Origin of the sequence: Neobacillus sp. SuZ13, from assembly GCF_030123365.1 — a bacterium.
Lineage (GTDB): Bacteria > Bacillota > Bacilli > Bacillales > Cytobacillaceae > Neobacillus.
In genome coordinates this window covers 5,932,414-5,947,858 of sequence record NZ_CP126107.1, presented here as the reverse complement: position 1 = coordinate 5,947,858, position 15,445 = coordinate 5,932,414, and the positions used below count along the sequence as shown (strand labels likewise).

19 protein-coding genes are annotated in these 15,445 nt (G+C 44.1%); 15 read left to right on the top strand and 4 right to left on the bottom strand.

Annotated features, from left to right (window positions below):
- Positions 1 to 5: 5 nt before the first annotated feature.
- The 8 genes from mobA (at position 6) to QNH17_RS29175 (ending at position 6,403) form a co-directional block, all read left to right on the top strand.
- Positions 6 to 602, top strand: coding sequence for a molybdenum cofactor guanylyltransferase (gene mobA, locus QNH17_RS29210; RefSeq protein WP_283876773.1), 597 nt, complete (start codon positions 6 to 8; stop codon positions 600 to 602).
- A 17-nt stretch (positions 603 to 619) separates the two neighbouring features.
- The gene (locus tag QNH17_RS29205; RefSeq protein WP_283876772.1) at positions 620 to 1,852 is read left to right on the top strand and encodes a molybdopterin molybdotransferase MoeA; all 1,233 of its coding nucleotides are present in this window, start codon (positions 620 to 622) and stop codon (positions 1,850 to 1,852) included.
- A 13-nt stretch (positions 1,853 to 1,865) separates the two neighbouring features.
- A complete protein-coding gene (locus QNH17_RS29200; RefSeq protein WP_283876771.1) occupies positions 1,866 to 3,797 on the top strand; it encodes a molybdopterin biosynthesis protein in 1,932 nt (643 codons plus the stop codon).
- A 5-nt stretch (positions 3,798 to 3,802) separates the two neighbouring features.
- Positions 3,803 to 4,267 carry a molybdenum cofactor biosynthesis protein MoaE gene (locus QNH17_RS29195; RefSeq protein ID WP_026568157.1) on the top strand — a complete coding sequence of 155 codons (465 nt, stop codon included), beginning with the start codon at positions 3,803 to 3,805 and terminating at the stop codon, positions 4,265 to 4,267.
- On the top strand, positions 4,260 to 4,493 hold the full coding sequence (gene moaD, locus QNH17_RS29190) for a molybdopterin converting factor subunit 1 (protein ID WP_283876770.1): 234 nt from the start codon (positions 4,260 to 4,262) through the stop codon (positions 4,491 to 4,493). The genes QNH17_RS29195 and moaD overlap by 8 nt, the downstream gene beginning before the upstream one ends.
- Before the next feature lie 5 nt (positions 4,494 to 4,498).
- Complete coding sequence (locus tag QNH17_RS29185) at positions 4,499 to 5,518, top strand: thiazole biosynthesis adenylyltransferase ThiF (RefSeq protein ID WP_283876769.1); 1,020 nt, start codon at positions 4,499 to 4,501, stop codon at positions 5,516 to 5,518.
- Positions 5,519 to 5,690: 172 nt separating this feature from the next.
- Positions 5,691 to 6,011 carry a YwdI family protein gene (locus QNH17_RS29180; RefSeq protein WP_283876768.1) on the top strand — a complete coding sequence of 107 codons (321 nt, stop codon included), beginning with the start codon at positions 5,691 to 5,693 and terminating at the stop codon, positions 6,009 to 6,011.
- Between the two features lie 17 nt (positions 6,012 to 6,028).
- Positions 6,029 to 6,403 (top strand): DUF423 domain-containing protein, encoded by a 375-nt coding sequence (locus tag QNH17_RS29175; RefSeq protein WP_283876767.1) that lies wholly within the window; start codon positions 6,029 to 6,031, stop codon positions 6,401 to 6,403.
- A 98-nt stretch (positions 6,404 to 6,501) separates the two neighbouring features.
- Here the strand turns inward: QNH17_RS29175 and gerQ are convergent, their stop codons facing one another.
- Complete coding sequence (gene gerQ / locus QNH17_RS29170; RefSeq protein WP_283876766.1) at positions 6,502 to 6,984, bottom strand: spore coat protein GerQ; 483 nt, start codon at positions 6,982 to 6,984, stop codon at positions 6,502 to 6,504.
- A 228-nt stretch (positions 6,985 to 7,212) separates the two neighbouring features.
- On the bottom strand, positions 7,213 to 7,956 hold the full coding sequence (hemQ, locus tag QNH17_RS29165; RefSeq protein ID WP_283876765.1) for a hydrogen peroxide-dependent heme synthase: 744 nt from the start codon (positions 7,954 to 7,956) through the stop codon (positions 7,213 to 7,215).
- Positions 7,957 to 8,215: 259 nt separating this feature from the next.
- Here hemQ and pta point away from each other — a divergent pair, with 259 nt between their 5' ends.
- Entirely contained in the window at positions 8,216 to 9,187 is a 972-nt protein-coding gene (pta, locus tag QNH17_RS29160; protein ID WP_283876764.1) for a phosphate acetyltransferase, read from the top strand.
- A gap of 212 nt (positions 9,188 to 9,399) precedes the next feature.
- Positions 9,400 to 10,230, top strand: a complete 831-nt coding sequence (gene lipL, locus QNH17_RS29155; RefSeq protein ID WP_283876763.1) for an octanoyl-[GcvH]:protein N-octanoyltransferase — start codon at positions 9,400 to 9,402, stop codon at positions 10,228 to 10,230.
- Between the two features lie 240 nt (positions 10,231 to 10,470).
- Here lipL and QNH17_RS29150 read toward each other — a convergent pair whose 3' ends face one another.
- Complete coding sequence (locus QNH17_RS29150; RefSeq protein ID WP_283876762.1) at positions 10,471 to 11,262, bottom strand: RsfA family transcriptional regulator; 792 nt, start codon at positions 11,260 to 11,262, stop codon at positions 10,471 to 10,473.
- Between the two features lie 275 nt (positions 11,263 to 11,537).
- Here QNH17_RS29150 and QNH17_RS29145 point away from each other — a divergent pair, with 275 nt between their 5' ends.
- The 4 genes from QNH17_RS29145 (at position 11,538) to QNH17_RS29130 (ending at position 14,166) form a co-directional block, all read left to right on the top strand.
- A complete protein-coding gene (locus QNH17_RS29145) occupies positions 11,538 to 11,759 on the top strand; it encodes a YuzB family protein (RefSeq protein WP_144551753.1) in 222 nt (73 codons plus the stop codon).
- A 171-nt stretch (positions 11,760 to 11,930) separates the two neighbouring features.
- Complete coding sequence (locus QNH17_RS29140; protein ID WP_283876761.1) at positions 11,931 to 13,229, top strand: HD domain-containing protein; 1,299 nt, start codon at positions 11,931 to 11,933, stop codon at positions 13,227 to 13,229.
- A gap of 52 nt (positions 13,230 to 13,281) precedes the next feature.
- Positions 13,282 to 13,785 (top strand): YwgA family protein, encoded by a 504-nt coding sequence (locus QNH17_RS29135; RefSeq protein WP_283876760.1) that lies wholly within the window; start codon positions 13,282 to 13,284, stop codon positions 13,783 to 13,785.
- Between the two features lie 156 nt (positions 13,786 to 13,941).
- Positions 13,942 to 14,166 carry a hypothetical protein gene (locus QNH17_RS29130; protein WP_283879628.1) on the top strand — a complete coding sequence of 75 codons (225 nt, stop codon included), beginning with the start codon at positions 13,942 to 13,944 and terminating at the stop codon, positions 14,164 to 14,166.
- Between the two features lie 195 nt (positions 14,167 to 14,361).
- Here QNH17_RS29130 and QNH17_RS29125 read toward each other — a convergent pair whose 3' ends face one another.
- Positions 14,362 to 14,547, bottom strand: a complete 186-nt coding sequence (locus QNH17_RS29125; protein WP_026568172.1) for a 2-hydroxymuconate tautomerase — start codon at positions 14,545 to 14,547, stop codon at positions 14,362 to 14,364.
- A 223-nt stretch (positions 14,548 to 14,770) separates the two neighbouring features.
- On the opposite strand from QNH17_RS29125, the gene QNH17_RS29120 reads away from it, so the two are divergent.
- Positions 14,771 to 15,433: a site-2 protease family protein gene (locus QNH17_RS29120; protein WP_481858554.1), complete on the top strand. Its 663-nt coding sequence runs from the start codon at positions 14,771 to 14,773 to the stop codon at positions 15,431 to 15,433.
- Positions 15,434 to 15,445 lie beyond the last annotated feature (12 nt).

Below are 15,445 nucleotides of genomic sequence, written 5' to 3'. Positions count from 1 at the left end.
GGGTTATGAAGGCTGCCGCTATTATTTTATCTGGTGGAAAATCAAGCAGAATGGGCACCAATAAAGCCCTTCTAAAAATAAACGAAAAAACGAATATTGAGAGAATTGCAGATGCGCTTAACCTGTCGTTTAATGATATAATTCTTGTAACCAATCATCCTGAAGAATATCAATTTTTAGGGGTAAAGATGGTCTCGGATCAGTATCCTGGTCAGGGACCCCTAGCAGGAGTACATGCAGGCTTGCTGTCTTCTCCGTATGAGACGAATTTTGTCGTAGCTTGTGATATGCCTTTTGTTTCCGCTAAACTTGCCGAACTGCTTGTAAAAAAGAGCAGCGGATTTGATGCTGTCATCCCTGTCATTAATGGAGTTCAGCACCCATTGTTTGCCGTCTTCCAAAAAAGGGTGGCGGAAGTGGCAGCACAAAGTATTGAAACGGGACAACTTCGGATGAAACATCTGCTTGATCGATTAAATGTCCTGTATGTATCAGAAAAGGACCTTCAGGCATACAGCAGCATCGATTTGGAGCGAGTCTTTTTTAATATGAATCACCCAAATGAGTATGAAGACGCTAAAAAGTGGGCGGAAGATAGATAAGGGGGAAAAAGGGAACCATGCAATTTTTCAAAGTGAAAACAGTTGAAGAGACATTTGCCTTAATCGAGGAAAAGATTCCAGCGATCCGACAAACTGAGGTGCGGGGGCTAGAAGAGGCGCTCCACTATATCCTTGCGGAGCCAGTGATTGCAAAGGAAAATGTGCCAAGCTTTGATCGTTCAACTGTGGATGGATATGCCGTTCGTGCGAAGGATACGTATGGTTCTTCTGAATCCATGCCAGGCTTCCTGACAGTAACAGGGGAAGTGAAAATGGGTGAGGTTCCTACTGCAAAAGCTGGCCCTGGTAACGCTGTTTATGTGCCCACGGGCGGGATGCTTCCGGTTGGCAGTGACAGCGTTATCATGATTGAGCATTGTGAGGATGTCGACCAGCTTTTAAATACGTACAAGCAGGTCGCTCCTGGAGAAAATGTGATTCGTGCCGGCGAAGACATTAAAGTGGGTGAAACACTTTTAACAGCGGGAACAAAACTTCGTCCGCAGGAGTTAGGGGCTCTTGCTTCTCTAGGTGTGGCTGCAGTATCCGTTTATCGAAAATTGAAGGTCGGTTATCTTTCATCGGGTGATGAAATAGTCCCTTATCAAACGGAAACCTTGGCTGAGGGTCAAATTCGCGACATCAACTACTTGACGATTGCCGGTTTAGCCAGTGAATGGAATGTAGACATCATCTACGGCGGAATTGTTCGTGATGATTATCAGGAATTTCAACAAAAAGCACGAGAACTGTATGAACAAGTGGACTGTTTAATCCTTTCCGGCGGAAGCTCGGTCGGCGCAAAGGATTATACAACGGAAGTCATCCAGTCATTAGGAGACCCTGGTGTTTTTGTCCATGGGATCTCGATTAAGCCGGGTAAACCTACAATTCTAGCAATGGCAAATGGAAAACCTGTCATTGGGCTGCCAGGTCATCCCGCCTCTGCGATGATTATCTTCAAGCTGTTTGGCGAAAGGGTATTACGTAAGCTAAAGGGCGAGGAGATCGAACGGAAACCAGAGCGTATTTTTGCTAAAATCACCAAAAATATACCTTCCTCAATGGGCCGGTCCGATTATATTCGTGTCCGCTTGTTTGAAAAAGAGGGGGAATGGTGGGCTGAGCCGATTATTGGTAAATCCGGTTTAATCACAACTTTGGTCAAAAGTGATGGAATTGTTGAGATTAGTTCAGAAAAGGAAGGAATTTCACAGGGGGATTCTGTACCTGTGATTGCATCACGATAAGGGGGGCCTAGGAATGGATTATACACACTTTAAGAGAAAAATATATTTAGAAGATAAACCCCGAGCACAAGCCAGAGAAGAAATTCTTGCGGCTCAAAGCGTAACCCCTGAAAAGGAAGAAATCTTAACAGTGAACGCATTAGGGCGTGTGACAGCTGAACCCATTTTTGCACGAGTTTCGATGCCCCATTACCATGCCAGTGCCATGGATGGAATTGCCGTCGTCGCAGAAAGCACCTATCAAGCCCATGAGCAAAATCCCCTTCGTCTCACGCTAGGCGGACAATTTTGTTATGTTGATACAGGGAATGCCATTCCCGCACCATTTAACGCGGTTATTATGATAGAGCATGTCGATGTCATTGATGAGGAAACGATTGAAATTATTGAACCCGCCACCCCTTGGCAGCATATTCGTCCAATCGGCGAAGATGTGGTTCAAGAAGAAATGCTTTTTCCACAGGGACATTTCCTGCGGCCGGCAGATTTAGGTGTGCTGTTAGCTGGACAGCAATCGGTCATTCCAGTTGCCAAAAAACCAGTCGTGACAATTATTCCAACAGGGAATGAACTAGTGGAAGCCAATGCAGAGCTAGCGCCTGGAAAAATTATTGAATTCAATGGCACCGTGTTTGCGGGCTTCATTAAGGATTGGGGCGGAGAACCGAACCTCCATCCGATTGTGAAGGATGAACCGGAAAACATTAAAGCCGTTCTTTTAGATGCAGCAGAAACGTCTGATATCATTGTTATTAATGCGGGCTCATCTGCGGGTTCCAAGGACTACACGGTTCACATTATTGGTGAAATCGGCGAAGTCTTTACCCATGGGGTCGCCGCACGGCCAGGAAAACCTGTGATTTTAGGTAAAATAAATGGCAAGATTGTCGTTGGAGTTCCGGGCTATCCGGTCTCTGCCTATTTAGCACTTGAATGGTTTGTCAGACCGCTTATCTGTAAATACCTGCAAATTCCTGAGCCTAAAAGGCAGACCGTGACCGTTAAGTTAGGACGCCGGATTGTTTCTTCCATGGGTGCGGAAGACTTCGTGCGCATGAATATCGGCTATGTGAATGGACAATTCGTGGCCAATCCGCTCACCCGTGCGGCTGGCGTTACGATGTCTTATGTCAGAGCAGACGGCTTGTTAATCGTCCCGCCGAACATTATTGGTTATGAACAAGGCGATCTTGCTGAAGTTGAATTAATGCGGCCGCTTGAGGAAATTAAACATGCCATCGTGTTCTGCGGCAGTCACGATCTGACGATTGATTTGTTATCGTCACAGTTAAAACGGGCGCGGACAGACATGAAAATTGTCTCCTCCCATGTCGGAAGTATGGCCGGCATTATGGCCATTCGTAAAGGAGAGGCCCATGTAGCGGGGATTCATTTACTTGACCCTAGTACAAAGGAATACAATATCTCCTATGTAAGCAAACTATTAGCCAATCAAGACGTGATTCTTTATCCATTTTTAAAAAGAAAACAAGGCTGGATCCTGCCGAAAGGCAACCCGCTTGGAATTGAATCAGCCGCAGATTTAGCACGGACGAAGGCGAACTTCGTCAACCGCCAAAAAGGAGCGGGAACGCGGATCCTATTTGACCTTTTACTAGAAGAAGGGTGCCTGACACCAGACGATATTACCGGGTATGACCGGGAAATGTTTTCGCATTTAGCAGTGGCTGCGGAAGTGAACGGGGATGCTGACGGGGCTGGCCTTGGTATTTATCCGGCTGCAAAGGCGATGGACCTTGACTTTGTGCCTGTTGCTGATGAGGAATATGATTTACTGATGACAAGAAGCTTTTATGAAAGTGAGAGCGGCCAGCTGCTAATTGCGATGATCCAATCAGCAGTCTTTAAAGAGCAGGTTGAAAAAATTGGCGGGTACGAAGTGGTCGAAAATGCAGAGCCAAAGTGCTTAGGGGTAGAGGTGTAATCAGGATGATGTATGAAATCTCAAAAGAACCAATCGATATTCAAGCTGTCATAGATAAAGTGGTCCAGCGCAATGCCGGTGCGATTACCACATTTATCGGCACTGTTCGGGAATTAACCAAAGGTAAAAAAACATTATTTTTAATTTATGAAGCGTACGAAGCGATGGCAGTTAAGAAGTTGGCGCAAATCGGCGAGGAAATTGAACAGCGCTGGGAGGGTGCGTGCGTGGCCATCACTCACCGCGTCGGCCGTTTAGACATCACTGATGTGGCCGTGGTCATTGCCGTCTCGACGCCGCACCGTGCCGATGCCTATGATGCCAACCGCTATGCAATTGAACGGATCAAAGAAATCGTCCCAATCTGGAAGAAAGAACATTGGGAGGAAGGCGAAGCGTGGATGGGAAATCAACTCGAAACAGTCGCCTATCCGAGCGGTAAGCCAGAGGAGAGTGACTTAAATGAATAAGGTGTTATTTTTTGCTCATTTACGTGATGCGGTCGGCGAAGAGTTTCTTACTGTCGATGCGGGTGGAAAAACGGTGGCAGAGTTAAAAGCGGAGCTAGCGGCTAAGTATGATCTGCCAAAGATGGACACGGTAATGACGGCTGTCAATGAAGAGTTTGCCTCGAACGATGAAGTGATCCAAGATGGGGATGAAATCGCCTTTATTCCGCCAGTAAGCGGGGGCTGATGGCCATGAATGAACGGTATTCACGGCAGGTCCTCTTTTCGGGGATCGGAAAAGAAGGACAAGCAAAGATCCGGAGCAAGCATGTGCTGATTATCGGGGCAGGGGCGTTAGGGTCAGGGAGTGCCGAGGTACTGACTCGTGCCGGTGTCGGCAAGATTACAATTATCGACCGTGATTATGTAGAAGCCAGCAACCTGCAGCGCCAGCAACTCTATACGGAAGAAGATGTTGCTGAGAAGCTTCCTAAGGCAGCCGCGGCGGAGAAACGTTTACGTGCAATTAACTCAGATGTGGAAGTGGTTTCGATTATTGGTGATGCTACACCTGAGTTATTGGAAGAGCTTGTTGTGAACGTTGATGTGATGATGGATGCGACTGATAATTTCGAAACGCGGATGGCGATGAATGATGTCTCGCAAAAATATAAGGTTCCGTGGATTTACGGGGCCTGTGTCGGCAGCTTTGGGATGACGTTTTCGATAATTCCTGGGAAAACCCCGTGTTTGAATTGTTTGTTACGCTCTATTCCACTCCAGGGGATGACCTGTGATACAGGAGGAATAATTTCTCCAGCTGTCCAAATGGTCATTGCCCATCAGACCGCGGAAGCGCTGAAGATGTTGGTGGAGGATTGGGATGCGGTCAGGACTTCCTTTGTCAGCTTTGATTTATGGAGAAATCAGTACACGAGCTTGAAGATGTCGAAAGCGAAGTTTGCAGGTTGCTTATCATGTGGCGAGGAGCGGTCCTATCCTTATCTTGATCAGGAAAATATGACGAAGACGACGGTACTTTGCGGTCGTGATACCGTGCAAATCCGCCCGTCGACGAGTGGTGAGATCTCGTTAGAACGCCTCGCAGGGCAGCTTAGTTCACTTGGGTATGCGGTTAAGGGCAACCCTTATTTGGTTTCTGTTGAAATGGGCGAAGAGCGGATGGTTATTTTTCAAGATGGCCGCGCCCTTATTCACGGCACCAAGGATTTAACTCATGCCAAATCAGTTTACCAGCGGATTTTAGGATAATTTGAACCCGTACCGTCATTGGTGCGGGTTATTTTTTCAGTATTCGACTTGTTTCACGTGAAACATTGAAGATCATGTCGAAGTGTGAACACATCTTGCGGGCTAATTTTTCGAAAAAAAGGCGATACTCATGTAGAATAGAAACGAGACTGAAATTAGAGGTGCTAGACAAGTGAATATATCTGTCCAAAAACTATTAGCGAAAATAGAAGAGGAATTGAAACTAGCGAAGAGCAGTACAAAGGAAGAAAGCATGCGAGAAAAAGTCTACTCTATTAAAACATTATGTGAGTTATTGCTAGATGAAACGCCATCTCGGAAAGGCGAGGTTCCATCCGCTCCAATGCAGGCCGTTCAGCCGGCTATCTCGGTCCAGGCCTACCAACAGCCCGTGATGAATCAACCCATCATTCAACAAGCATCAACAATACAACAGCCAAAAAAACTTGATATGGAAGACGAAGCAAACGGGGATTCATTGTTTGATTTTTAAAAAGGGGGAAATATAACATGAAAGCTTTTATTATAGTTGGTGCTATTAATGCCTTTATCGCAGTCGCGCTAGGTGCCTTTGGTGCCCATGGATTGAAGGATAAACTCGATGCACATTATTTGGAAATTTGGAAAACAGGAGTTACCTACCAAATGTTCCATGCGATTGGGATATTAATAGTTGGTCTGTTAATTGGTAAAATGGCAGCTGCCAGCCCGCAATTCACTTGGTCGGGATGGTTAATGCTGGCGGGAATTATTTTTTTCAGCGGAAGTTTGTATGTGCTGAGCTTAACAAAGATCGGTATCTTAGGAGCAATCACACCAATTGGAGGAGTATGCTTCTTAGCCGCTTGGATCTTAATCATAGTTGGAGCAGTGAAACATCTATAAATGAAAGTTAGGCATCGGGGGAGAAACACCCGATGCCTATTTTGTCCCTCAAAAAAATAACACCAATTGACGGTCAATTGGTGTTGGCTTCATAGGATTTATCTTGGAGGGAAGGTGGCCATAGGTGTCGAACTGCCATATGGATATTCATACTCAATTTCTTCAGAAAACTGAATATAATCAACGGCGACCATTGGAATCAGGTAACGAGTCCCGACTTGTGGGTCACTCAGGATGACATGGTCTCTTCCTGCCGCTTCAATGATCCCCTTAAATTCCTTCGCGTTCCATTGATTATTGCCTTCGAAAGTAGCAAAAACACTGACCAATTTGCCTTTATTTAAGCGTAAAATATTTTCGATGTATGACTGCTCTATTGGCAGCTGGCCCGCTGTTTGCCCTGATGGTGCGCCAGCCACGCCTCCGCCCCCGGCACCGGCTGGTGGAAATTGCGGGAATCCTTGTGCACCAGGTGCGGGATAAAAGCTTTGCCCGGCTCCAGGCATCCCTTGAGCTCTCTGTTGTTGATCTGCCGCTCCAGTATAAGGCTGAAAGCCCTGTGGATTGTAGTATTGATTCATCCTTTTCCCTCCTAATAAGTGAATAAAACGAGTGGCACAACATCCTATTAATACTCCTTTTATCCCAAATTGGTTACAAATAGGAAAATAATAGCCCTGAGATTAATGGAGTTCTTTCTAAGACTCGCTGTTTAAATAGTATGAGCACAAGGGGCGAAATATGACTAGCTAACAGGGGAGGAACAGCAAAAAAAAGTCCCCAGCCGCAGCTGAGGACTTTTAAAGAATTTAAACATGTAAGAAACTAGCTACCCGTTCTTCTTCTAAGATGTTCCCCACAAAGAATGAGCCGAACGCTCCATATCTAGCACTTACTTCATCAAAACGCATTTCATAGACAAGCTTTTTAAACTGCAGAACGTCATCTGCAAACAGGGTAACGCCCCATTCATAATCGTCAAAACCAACGGAACCGGTGATGATTTGTTTTACTTTTCCAGCGTATGTACGACCAATCATGCCGTGGCTGCGCATAAGACTTTTACGTTCTTCCATCGGCAGCATATACCAGTTATCGTTACCCTCGCGTTTCTTATCCATCGGATAGAAGCAGACATGATTTGTTTTAGGCAGCGTTGGATAAAGGCGTGCTAAAATTTGTGGATTTTGGTATGGATCCTCTCCAGCAGGCAAATAATTGCTGAGCTCGACAACCGACACATAAGAATGGGCAGGAATCGTGAATTCAGCCAATCTTGTTTTATTGAATTCAGTTTCAATTTGGTTCAGTTCTTCCATCGTTGGACGAAGAATCATCATCATGAAATCTGCCTTTTGACCAACAATTGTATATAAAGCATGGCTGCCTTCTTTACTTTCCTGTGTGGTATTCCACTTTTCAACTAGACTTAAAAACTCGTGGATGGCGGCTTGGCGCTCATCACTAGGGAGCATTTTCCAAGTAGTCCAATCAACGGTCCGGAAATCATGGAGGCAATACCAGCCATCAAGCGTTACTGCTGCTTCACTCATTATAATCACTCCTAAATAATCATTCTTCTTATTGACAATCTTTACTATAACATAGTTTGACCCAGTGGCGCGCGAATAAACCTATCTAAGCAAATCAGTGGATATTTTTCCGGGAAAAAGTAAATCATAAAAACTAGCGCGTAATTTTTTGAAAACATAAACTTTTAGTATGAAAACGTTATCAGTGAGTCTTATCATTGAAATTTAAAAAAGGTAAAGTATGCTAATTTATGTAGATTGATTAAGGGAGGATTTAGTAGTGAGTGATTTATTTGAAGGTTTAAAGCAAAAAATATCTGGTCGTGAGTTGAAAATTGTTTTTCCAGAAGGATTAGATGAGCGGATTGTCCGTGCGGCAAGCCGTTTAGCTGAGGAAAAACTAATTACACCGATTTTAATTGGCAATATCGAGAAAGTGCAGGCGAAAGCAGCAGAGCTTGGCGTTTCTTTAGATGAGGCAGAAATTTATGACCCAGCAAGCTATGCGGGCATGGACGAGCTGGTTTCAGCCTTTGTTGACCGCCGTAAAGGAAAAGCAACTGAAGAGGATGCACGCAAAATTTTACTTGATGAAAACTACTTTGGCACTATGCTTGTTTATTTAAATAAAGCACACGGTCTTGTCAGCGGTGCGGCCCACTCCACAGCTGATACAGTGCGCCCAGCATTACAGATCATTAAGACAAAAGAAGGCGTCAAGAAAACGTCCGGCGTATTTATCATGGTTCGTGAGGATGAAAAATATGTGTTCGCCGATTGTGCGATTAATATCGCCCCAGACAGCAATGATTTAGCTGAAATTGCGATTGAAAGTGCGAAGACGGCTCACATGTTTGATATGGAACCGCGCATTGCGATGCTCAGTTTTTCCACAAAGGGTTCAGCGAAATCTCCTGAAACCGAGCGAGTGGCTGAGGCAGTCGCAGAAGCGAAGCGTCGTGACCCATCGCTTGTTTTAGACGGAGAATTCCAGTTTGATGCGGCTTTTGTTCCATCTGTGGCAAAAAGCAAGGCACCAGATTCACCGCTCCAAGGGGATGCGAATGTATTTATTTTCCCTAGTCTTGAAGCAGGAAACATCGGCTACAAAATTGCGCAGCGCTTAGGCGGCTTTGAAGCAGTTGGACCGATCTTACAGGGCTTAAACGCGCCGGTAAACGATTTATCACGCGGATGTAATGAAGAAGATGTCTATAAGCTGGCGTTAATTACGGCAGCGCAAGGGTTATAAAAGTTTGTTTTTCAAAAGGGGCTGGTCCATTGTTATGGTGGATCGGCCTTTTTGGGTTAAACTTCCAAACTTTGAATAAATGTCTGGGGTTTTGTAAAATTAGCTTATTTTTCGTAAAATTATCCTGATTTTCGTAAATAAAGTATAATACTTTGTATAAAAACTACCGAACTGTGTAAAAAACTATTAATTCAACTCAAGGAGCCATCAAAATGGAAGGATTACTGCGCCAGCCGCAATGGCGAATTATCGATCAATCAGCGGCGGGTATTCATTTTCAAGCATTGCAATCATTTGGAACCGATGATACCCTGTGTGCCTCTGTCGGATCGGGGCAGGCACCGGCCACAGCAAGGACTTGGGTCCACCACAATACAATCGTTCTCGGCATTCAGGATACTAAATTGCCATTTTTACAAGAAGGTATTCAATTTTTACAGGAGCAAGGCTATCATACGATTGTCAGAAACTCTGGCGGCCTCGCGGTTGTCCTCGATGAAGGCGTCCTCAATATATCGTTAATTTTTCCAGAGGCGGAAAAAGGGATTGATATTAATCGCGGCTATGATGCGATGTGGCAGCTTATTCAAAACATGTTTGCCGATTTCCCGCATCAGATTGAGGCTCGAGAAATTGTCGGTTCTTATTGCCCGGGAAGTTACGATCTGAGCATTGCGGGGAAAAAGTTTGCTGGCATTTCGCAGCGCCGTCTTAAAAAAGGGGTCGCTGTCCAGATTTATCTCTGTGTGAACGGCAGCGGTGCGAAGCGGGCCAAACTGGTCAGGGAATTTTATAAACTTGCAAAACAGGATGCAGAAACAAAATTTGCTTATCCAGAAATTGTTCCAGAAGTCATGGCTTCGCTTGCGGAACTGCTCGGAACGGATCTTACCATCGCTGACGTGATGCTCCGTCTATTAAACCAGTTAAAGGATCAGAGCGGGCTATTATATGCGGGTCCATTAAACGAGTATGAACTGGGATTATTTCCAGATTATTATCAACGGGTCATTGACCGAAATGAAAAAATCAATGCTATGTAAAAAGCCGTAAATCCCACTTGAGCGGATTTACGGCTTTTTTTCAAAGAGATGTTGCGCTATTGCTCTTCTCCCCAATTCTATTAACTGTGTTTTCTGTCTAGCTACAGAGCCCAACGGCTAGTGTACTTCGCCCTCCGCCCTACGATAAGTCAACATCGAATCGCTACGCTCTTCGTGTTTCCTTTATCTCAGTTGGAGTGCTCCAGTCCATACGCCGCTAAACGGGCTCTTCCGCTTTTCTTATTCTGCTACTTTTTCTAAATTTCCGTTTCGGTCCATTTTAAATTTCGTAGCTGGTCTTTCTTCTTCTTCAAATAACACAAGCTTGCGGGCACGGTTCATGATCTTCATTAAGGTCTCGTAATCTTCTTGAATCGTTTCTGTATTCTGCTCAAGACCCTCAATTTTAGCGGCCATTTCTTCATTTTGGCGTCTTACTTCTGCCAACTCTCTTTTTAATCTTTCATTCTCACTTTTTAATGCTTCATTTTGCAGATTGGAATGATGAAAGTTTTGCAAGTAAGTAATAACGGAATCAAGCGAAAGCCCTGTGTTATTTGCCTGACGATAGCTTTGAACGGGTGTTTGAACCTGTGCTTGTGCATAAACAGGCGCTTGTGATGGTGTTGAAGCAGCAGGGGTTACATAAGTTTCCTCTGCCATCTCTGCCGTCATATCTGGCATGTCAAAGCTAGTTTCCAGCGGCATATCAACTTGAGCTGGGATTGCATCAAAATCTGGTGCCCCAGTGAGCGGCGGGCTATATAACAGCTTTTTCTTACCGCCTTGCTCTTTTCCTAATACTCTTTGTCTTTGTTTACGTTGCTTTTTCGCTAATTGTAGTGCTTTTTCGTAACGGTGGCGAACGACGGCATTCCATCTGAATCCACACGCAGCAGACGTACGATTTAGTTTATCGCCTACCTCTTCAAAAGCGTTTAGCTGTGTACTTCCTTCTCTTACATGCCTTAGGACAGTTTCGGCTAAAAGCAAATCATTCTCATCTGTCCATGCGTCTTGACGAACTTTCATATGTTCAACTCCCTTTTATAGTTTTTTTGGATGAACCCGCCCGAGCATCTTGACGAGTTTTTAAAAGTTCTAGTCTTAGGATGGACAAGTTTTTGAACCTTTATACCAAAATGGTTGCAAGGATAGTAGATTTTTTTAACGAGTTTAGTAAAGATTGCAACTTGCATTCGAATACAAGAAAATGTAAAATACCAGAGGAGTTAATCGGTTGTTTAAGCTATCCAAGCTGGATAAACTATAGATATAGATTGTGACCAAAGAAAGGGTTGTCTTACATGTCCAATGAATTTCGCGTATGCGACGATTGTCAGGCCGTGAATTTAAAGACATTAATCCCTCGGTTAAAAGAACTGGATCCGGAGGCTGAAGTCAAAATCGGCTGCCAATCCTACTGCGGGCCTGGCCGGAAAAAAACCTTTGCCTTCGTCAATAACCGCCCCGTTGCCGCATTAACGGAAGAGGAATTAATGGAGAAAGTAAATAAAAAGATAAAATGATCACCTCAGTCGTAGAAACTTAGGTGATTTTTTTCCCCCCATCCATGTCGAAAAGTCGTGTAGAATTTTGCTGAAAAAAGGGTGGTTTTTGGGATATAATAGAAAATAACAAAGAAAAGGGCGAGATGTCCTTAAACGCCAGGAGCAAGTTTACGAGGGAGAGGGAAGTCTATGGCCTATTCGGCGGAAAAACTTAGTGAAGAAAAAGTCTTTAAAGACCCCGTCCATCGCTACGTCCATGTACGTGACCTGGCCATCTGGGATTTAATCGGAACGAAAGAATTTCAACGCTTACGGCGCATCAAACAGCTAGGAACGACATTTTTAACCTTTCATGGTGCTGAGCACAGCCGCTTCAACCATTCTCTAGGTGTCTATGAAATTGTCCGCCGCATTATTGATGATGTGTTTGCAGGGAGACCGGAATGGAATGATGACGATCGCCTGTTGACCCTATGTGCCGCGTTGCTTCACGACCTTGGACATGGCCCGTTCTCTCATTCATTTGAAAAAGTGTTTGATTTTGACCATGAGGAGTTTACCCGGCAAATTATTTTAGGGAATACCGAAGTCAATAACGTGCTGTTGCGTGTTGGTCCAGATTTCCCTAAAAAAGTAGCCGAAGTGATTGCGAAAACATCGGAGAAAAAACTAGTAGTCAGCATGATTTCCAGTCAAATTGATGCCGATCGGATGGATTATTTACAGCGGGATGCCTATTTTACCGGCGTCAGCTATGGTCAATTTGATATGGAGCGTATTTTGAGGGTCATGCGGCCGCGCGAAGATCAGGTGGTCATTAAAAAGAGCGGCATGCATGCAGTTGAAGATTATATTATGAGCCGCTACCAGATGTATTGGCAGGTCTATTTCCACCCGGTATCGCGCAGTGCGGAGGTTATTTTGACAAAAATTCTCCACCGCGCCAAGCAATTATTTGAAGAAAACTATACTTTTAAATACGAACCCATCCACTTTACATCGATTTTCAATGAAAAAGTAACCTTAGAAGACTATTTAAAATTAGATGAATCAGTGATTTTATATTATTTTCAAATTTGGCAGGAAGAGTCTGACCCTGTGTTAAGTGACCTCTGCCGTCGGTTTGTCAATCGCAATCTCTTCAAGTTTGCTGAATTTGACCCAGCGAAAGAATACAAAAAGCTCGCTGAATTAGGTTCATTATTCAAAAAGGCAGGGTTGGATCCTGAGTATTATTTGGTGGTCGATTCCTCGTCGGATTTGCCGTATGATTTCTATCGTCCCGGTGAGGAGGAGGAGCGGCTCCCGATTCATTTGTTGATGCATAATGGGGAATTGAAGGAACTTTCACGCGAATCGGAGATTGTTGATGCGATTTCGGGGAAAAGAAGGACCGACCATAAGCTCTACTACCCGGCTGATTTTATTCTTGATGATTCGACTAAAAAGAATGTCAAAAAGCAAATTCGCGCCCTTTTAGAGTTATAGAACGATTGGTGATTGGTGCCTGACACCCAAATGGAGTAGGAGATGACGAACGTTGTTAAATGATCATGCGAAACTGATGCAGGCGGTTATGGTTTCCGGTGAGATTATCGGCCGTAAGAAGCTGCAAAAGATGATATATATTGCGAAAAAGGTGGCATTTCCCTTTCAAGAGCGGTTCCAGTTTCATTTTTATGGCCCCTACTCAGAGGAGTTAACGTTACGGGTTGAGGAGCTTTGCAATATGGGCTTTCTCAATGAGGTGAAGGAGAAAAAGGGCGGCTATTTTCAATATCGCTATACATTGACGGAGCCGGGGAAAGAGTTTTTAAGTTTAAATGAGGTGGACATGCCGTTTTTGCAGGATTGTCTCGTTGATATGAATGAGCAGAATGCTAGATTCTTGGAATTGGTTTCAACGGTTTTATATTTTGATAATCTCTCTAAAGAAGAAGTGGCTAACAAGGTGTTTACGTTAAAGGCAAGCCAGCGCTATACCGAGGCGGAAATCGATGAGGCCTTTCAATATATCGAATCGTTAAAGGCGAAAATTCAATAAGATGTTATACACCGCTTGGACTATAGCACGAATGCTCGCGTGCGAAGGTCTGAGGGGTGTTTTTTGTTTTTGATTAATTCGGTACTTTTTTGTTTAGGTATTTGTTATGATTTGTATAAAGAGGTAAAAATTATGATATATGAGGAGGCGCTTGCAATGACAGGAACGATTGCCGTCATTATGGTATTTGGCATACCGATTACAGCCATTATTACTACTCATTTTCAGAAACAGTCAAAAATTAAAGCAGGTATGCTGAAGGATGAACTCGAGCTCGAGAAACTCAAACACGTAAATTATTTAGCCGAAACTGAAAAAATGAAACTCGAACTAGAGAAACTAAAGATTGAAACCCCAAAAGACGAGATTAAGTTTTTGTAGGAACTAAAAAGGTGTCAATCACCATGTGAAAATTTCACATGGTGCCTGACACCAAAATCAAATGAGATAACTGTCTAGCTGCAGCGCCTAGGGGCTCGCAGGTCTACAGCCAATCCATCATGAAGGTTAAAAAGCAACCTTCACGCTGGCTCGTCTAGACTCACGCCCCTGTGCAAGGCGCTTCCGCTTTTCTATTTATTGGTCGCTTTTTCGTACGCCGGCGATTCCAAGGTTGCTTTTGCTCATTTCTTCGATCATTACGTGGATGGCTTCTTTTGGTGCGCCTGTTGTTTCGCTGACTGCATCGGTTACTTTTGTAACTAGGGCACGTTTTTGGTCGTCGGTACGCCCTTCAAGCATTTTTACTGTTACATATGGCATGTTTTTTCCTCCTCCGTTTTATGTATGGGTAGTCAATAAGCCGCAAACCATCGTTACAGCTTTTCTATGTTAGTGTTCCATAATTCGAAGGAAAGTGCAATAATCGATGACGCTTTTGATTTTCTTTTTTTAAACGGTTTCATGTATACTAAAAGGAATATAGATAGATAGAAAATGGAGTTTGCGCACGTAAGCGTGACATCCGTTTGAGATGGAAGGAGATATGGTGTTGGAAAATTTTAATTTTCTTGCCTATCCGTTAAGCATGATTCCCTATTTGGCGATTACCCTGATGATTGCCTTTACGTTTCATGAATTTGCCCACGCGTTCGTTGCCTATAAATTCGGTGACATGACCGCACAAAAACAAGGCCGGTTGACGTTAAATCCGCTCAAACACCTTGATCCGATCGGCACGATCTTAATATTTATTGCTGGCTTCGGCTGGGCTCGTCCGGTACCGGTTAATCGGTTTTTCTTTAAAAAGCCTCGCCTAGCTGGAATTCTCGTTTCAGTTGCCGGGCCGCTCAGTAATCTGGTTTTAGCTGCACTCGGCTTTGTTATCGCGTTCGGGTTAAACCGTTTTGGTGCAGCCCCGCCTGAAAGTTTTTATGATTTCTTGGAAATCTTTATCCGGCTGAATATTGTTCTGTTTATCTTTAATCTGCTGCCATTCCCGCCGCTCGATGGATACCGGATTATTGAGGACTTAGCCCCCAACCATGTACGGGCAAAAATGACGCAGTATGAACAGTACGGCGGATTGATTTTTCTAATTTTAGTGTTTACCCCGCTTGATCGATATACAATCGAACCCATTTTCGCGGTTGTCCTTCCGTGGGTTTTGGATGGGTTAAGTCAATTCTTCAGAATGTTGTTTTTTTAGGAGGTTTGGAGT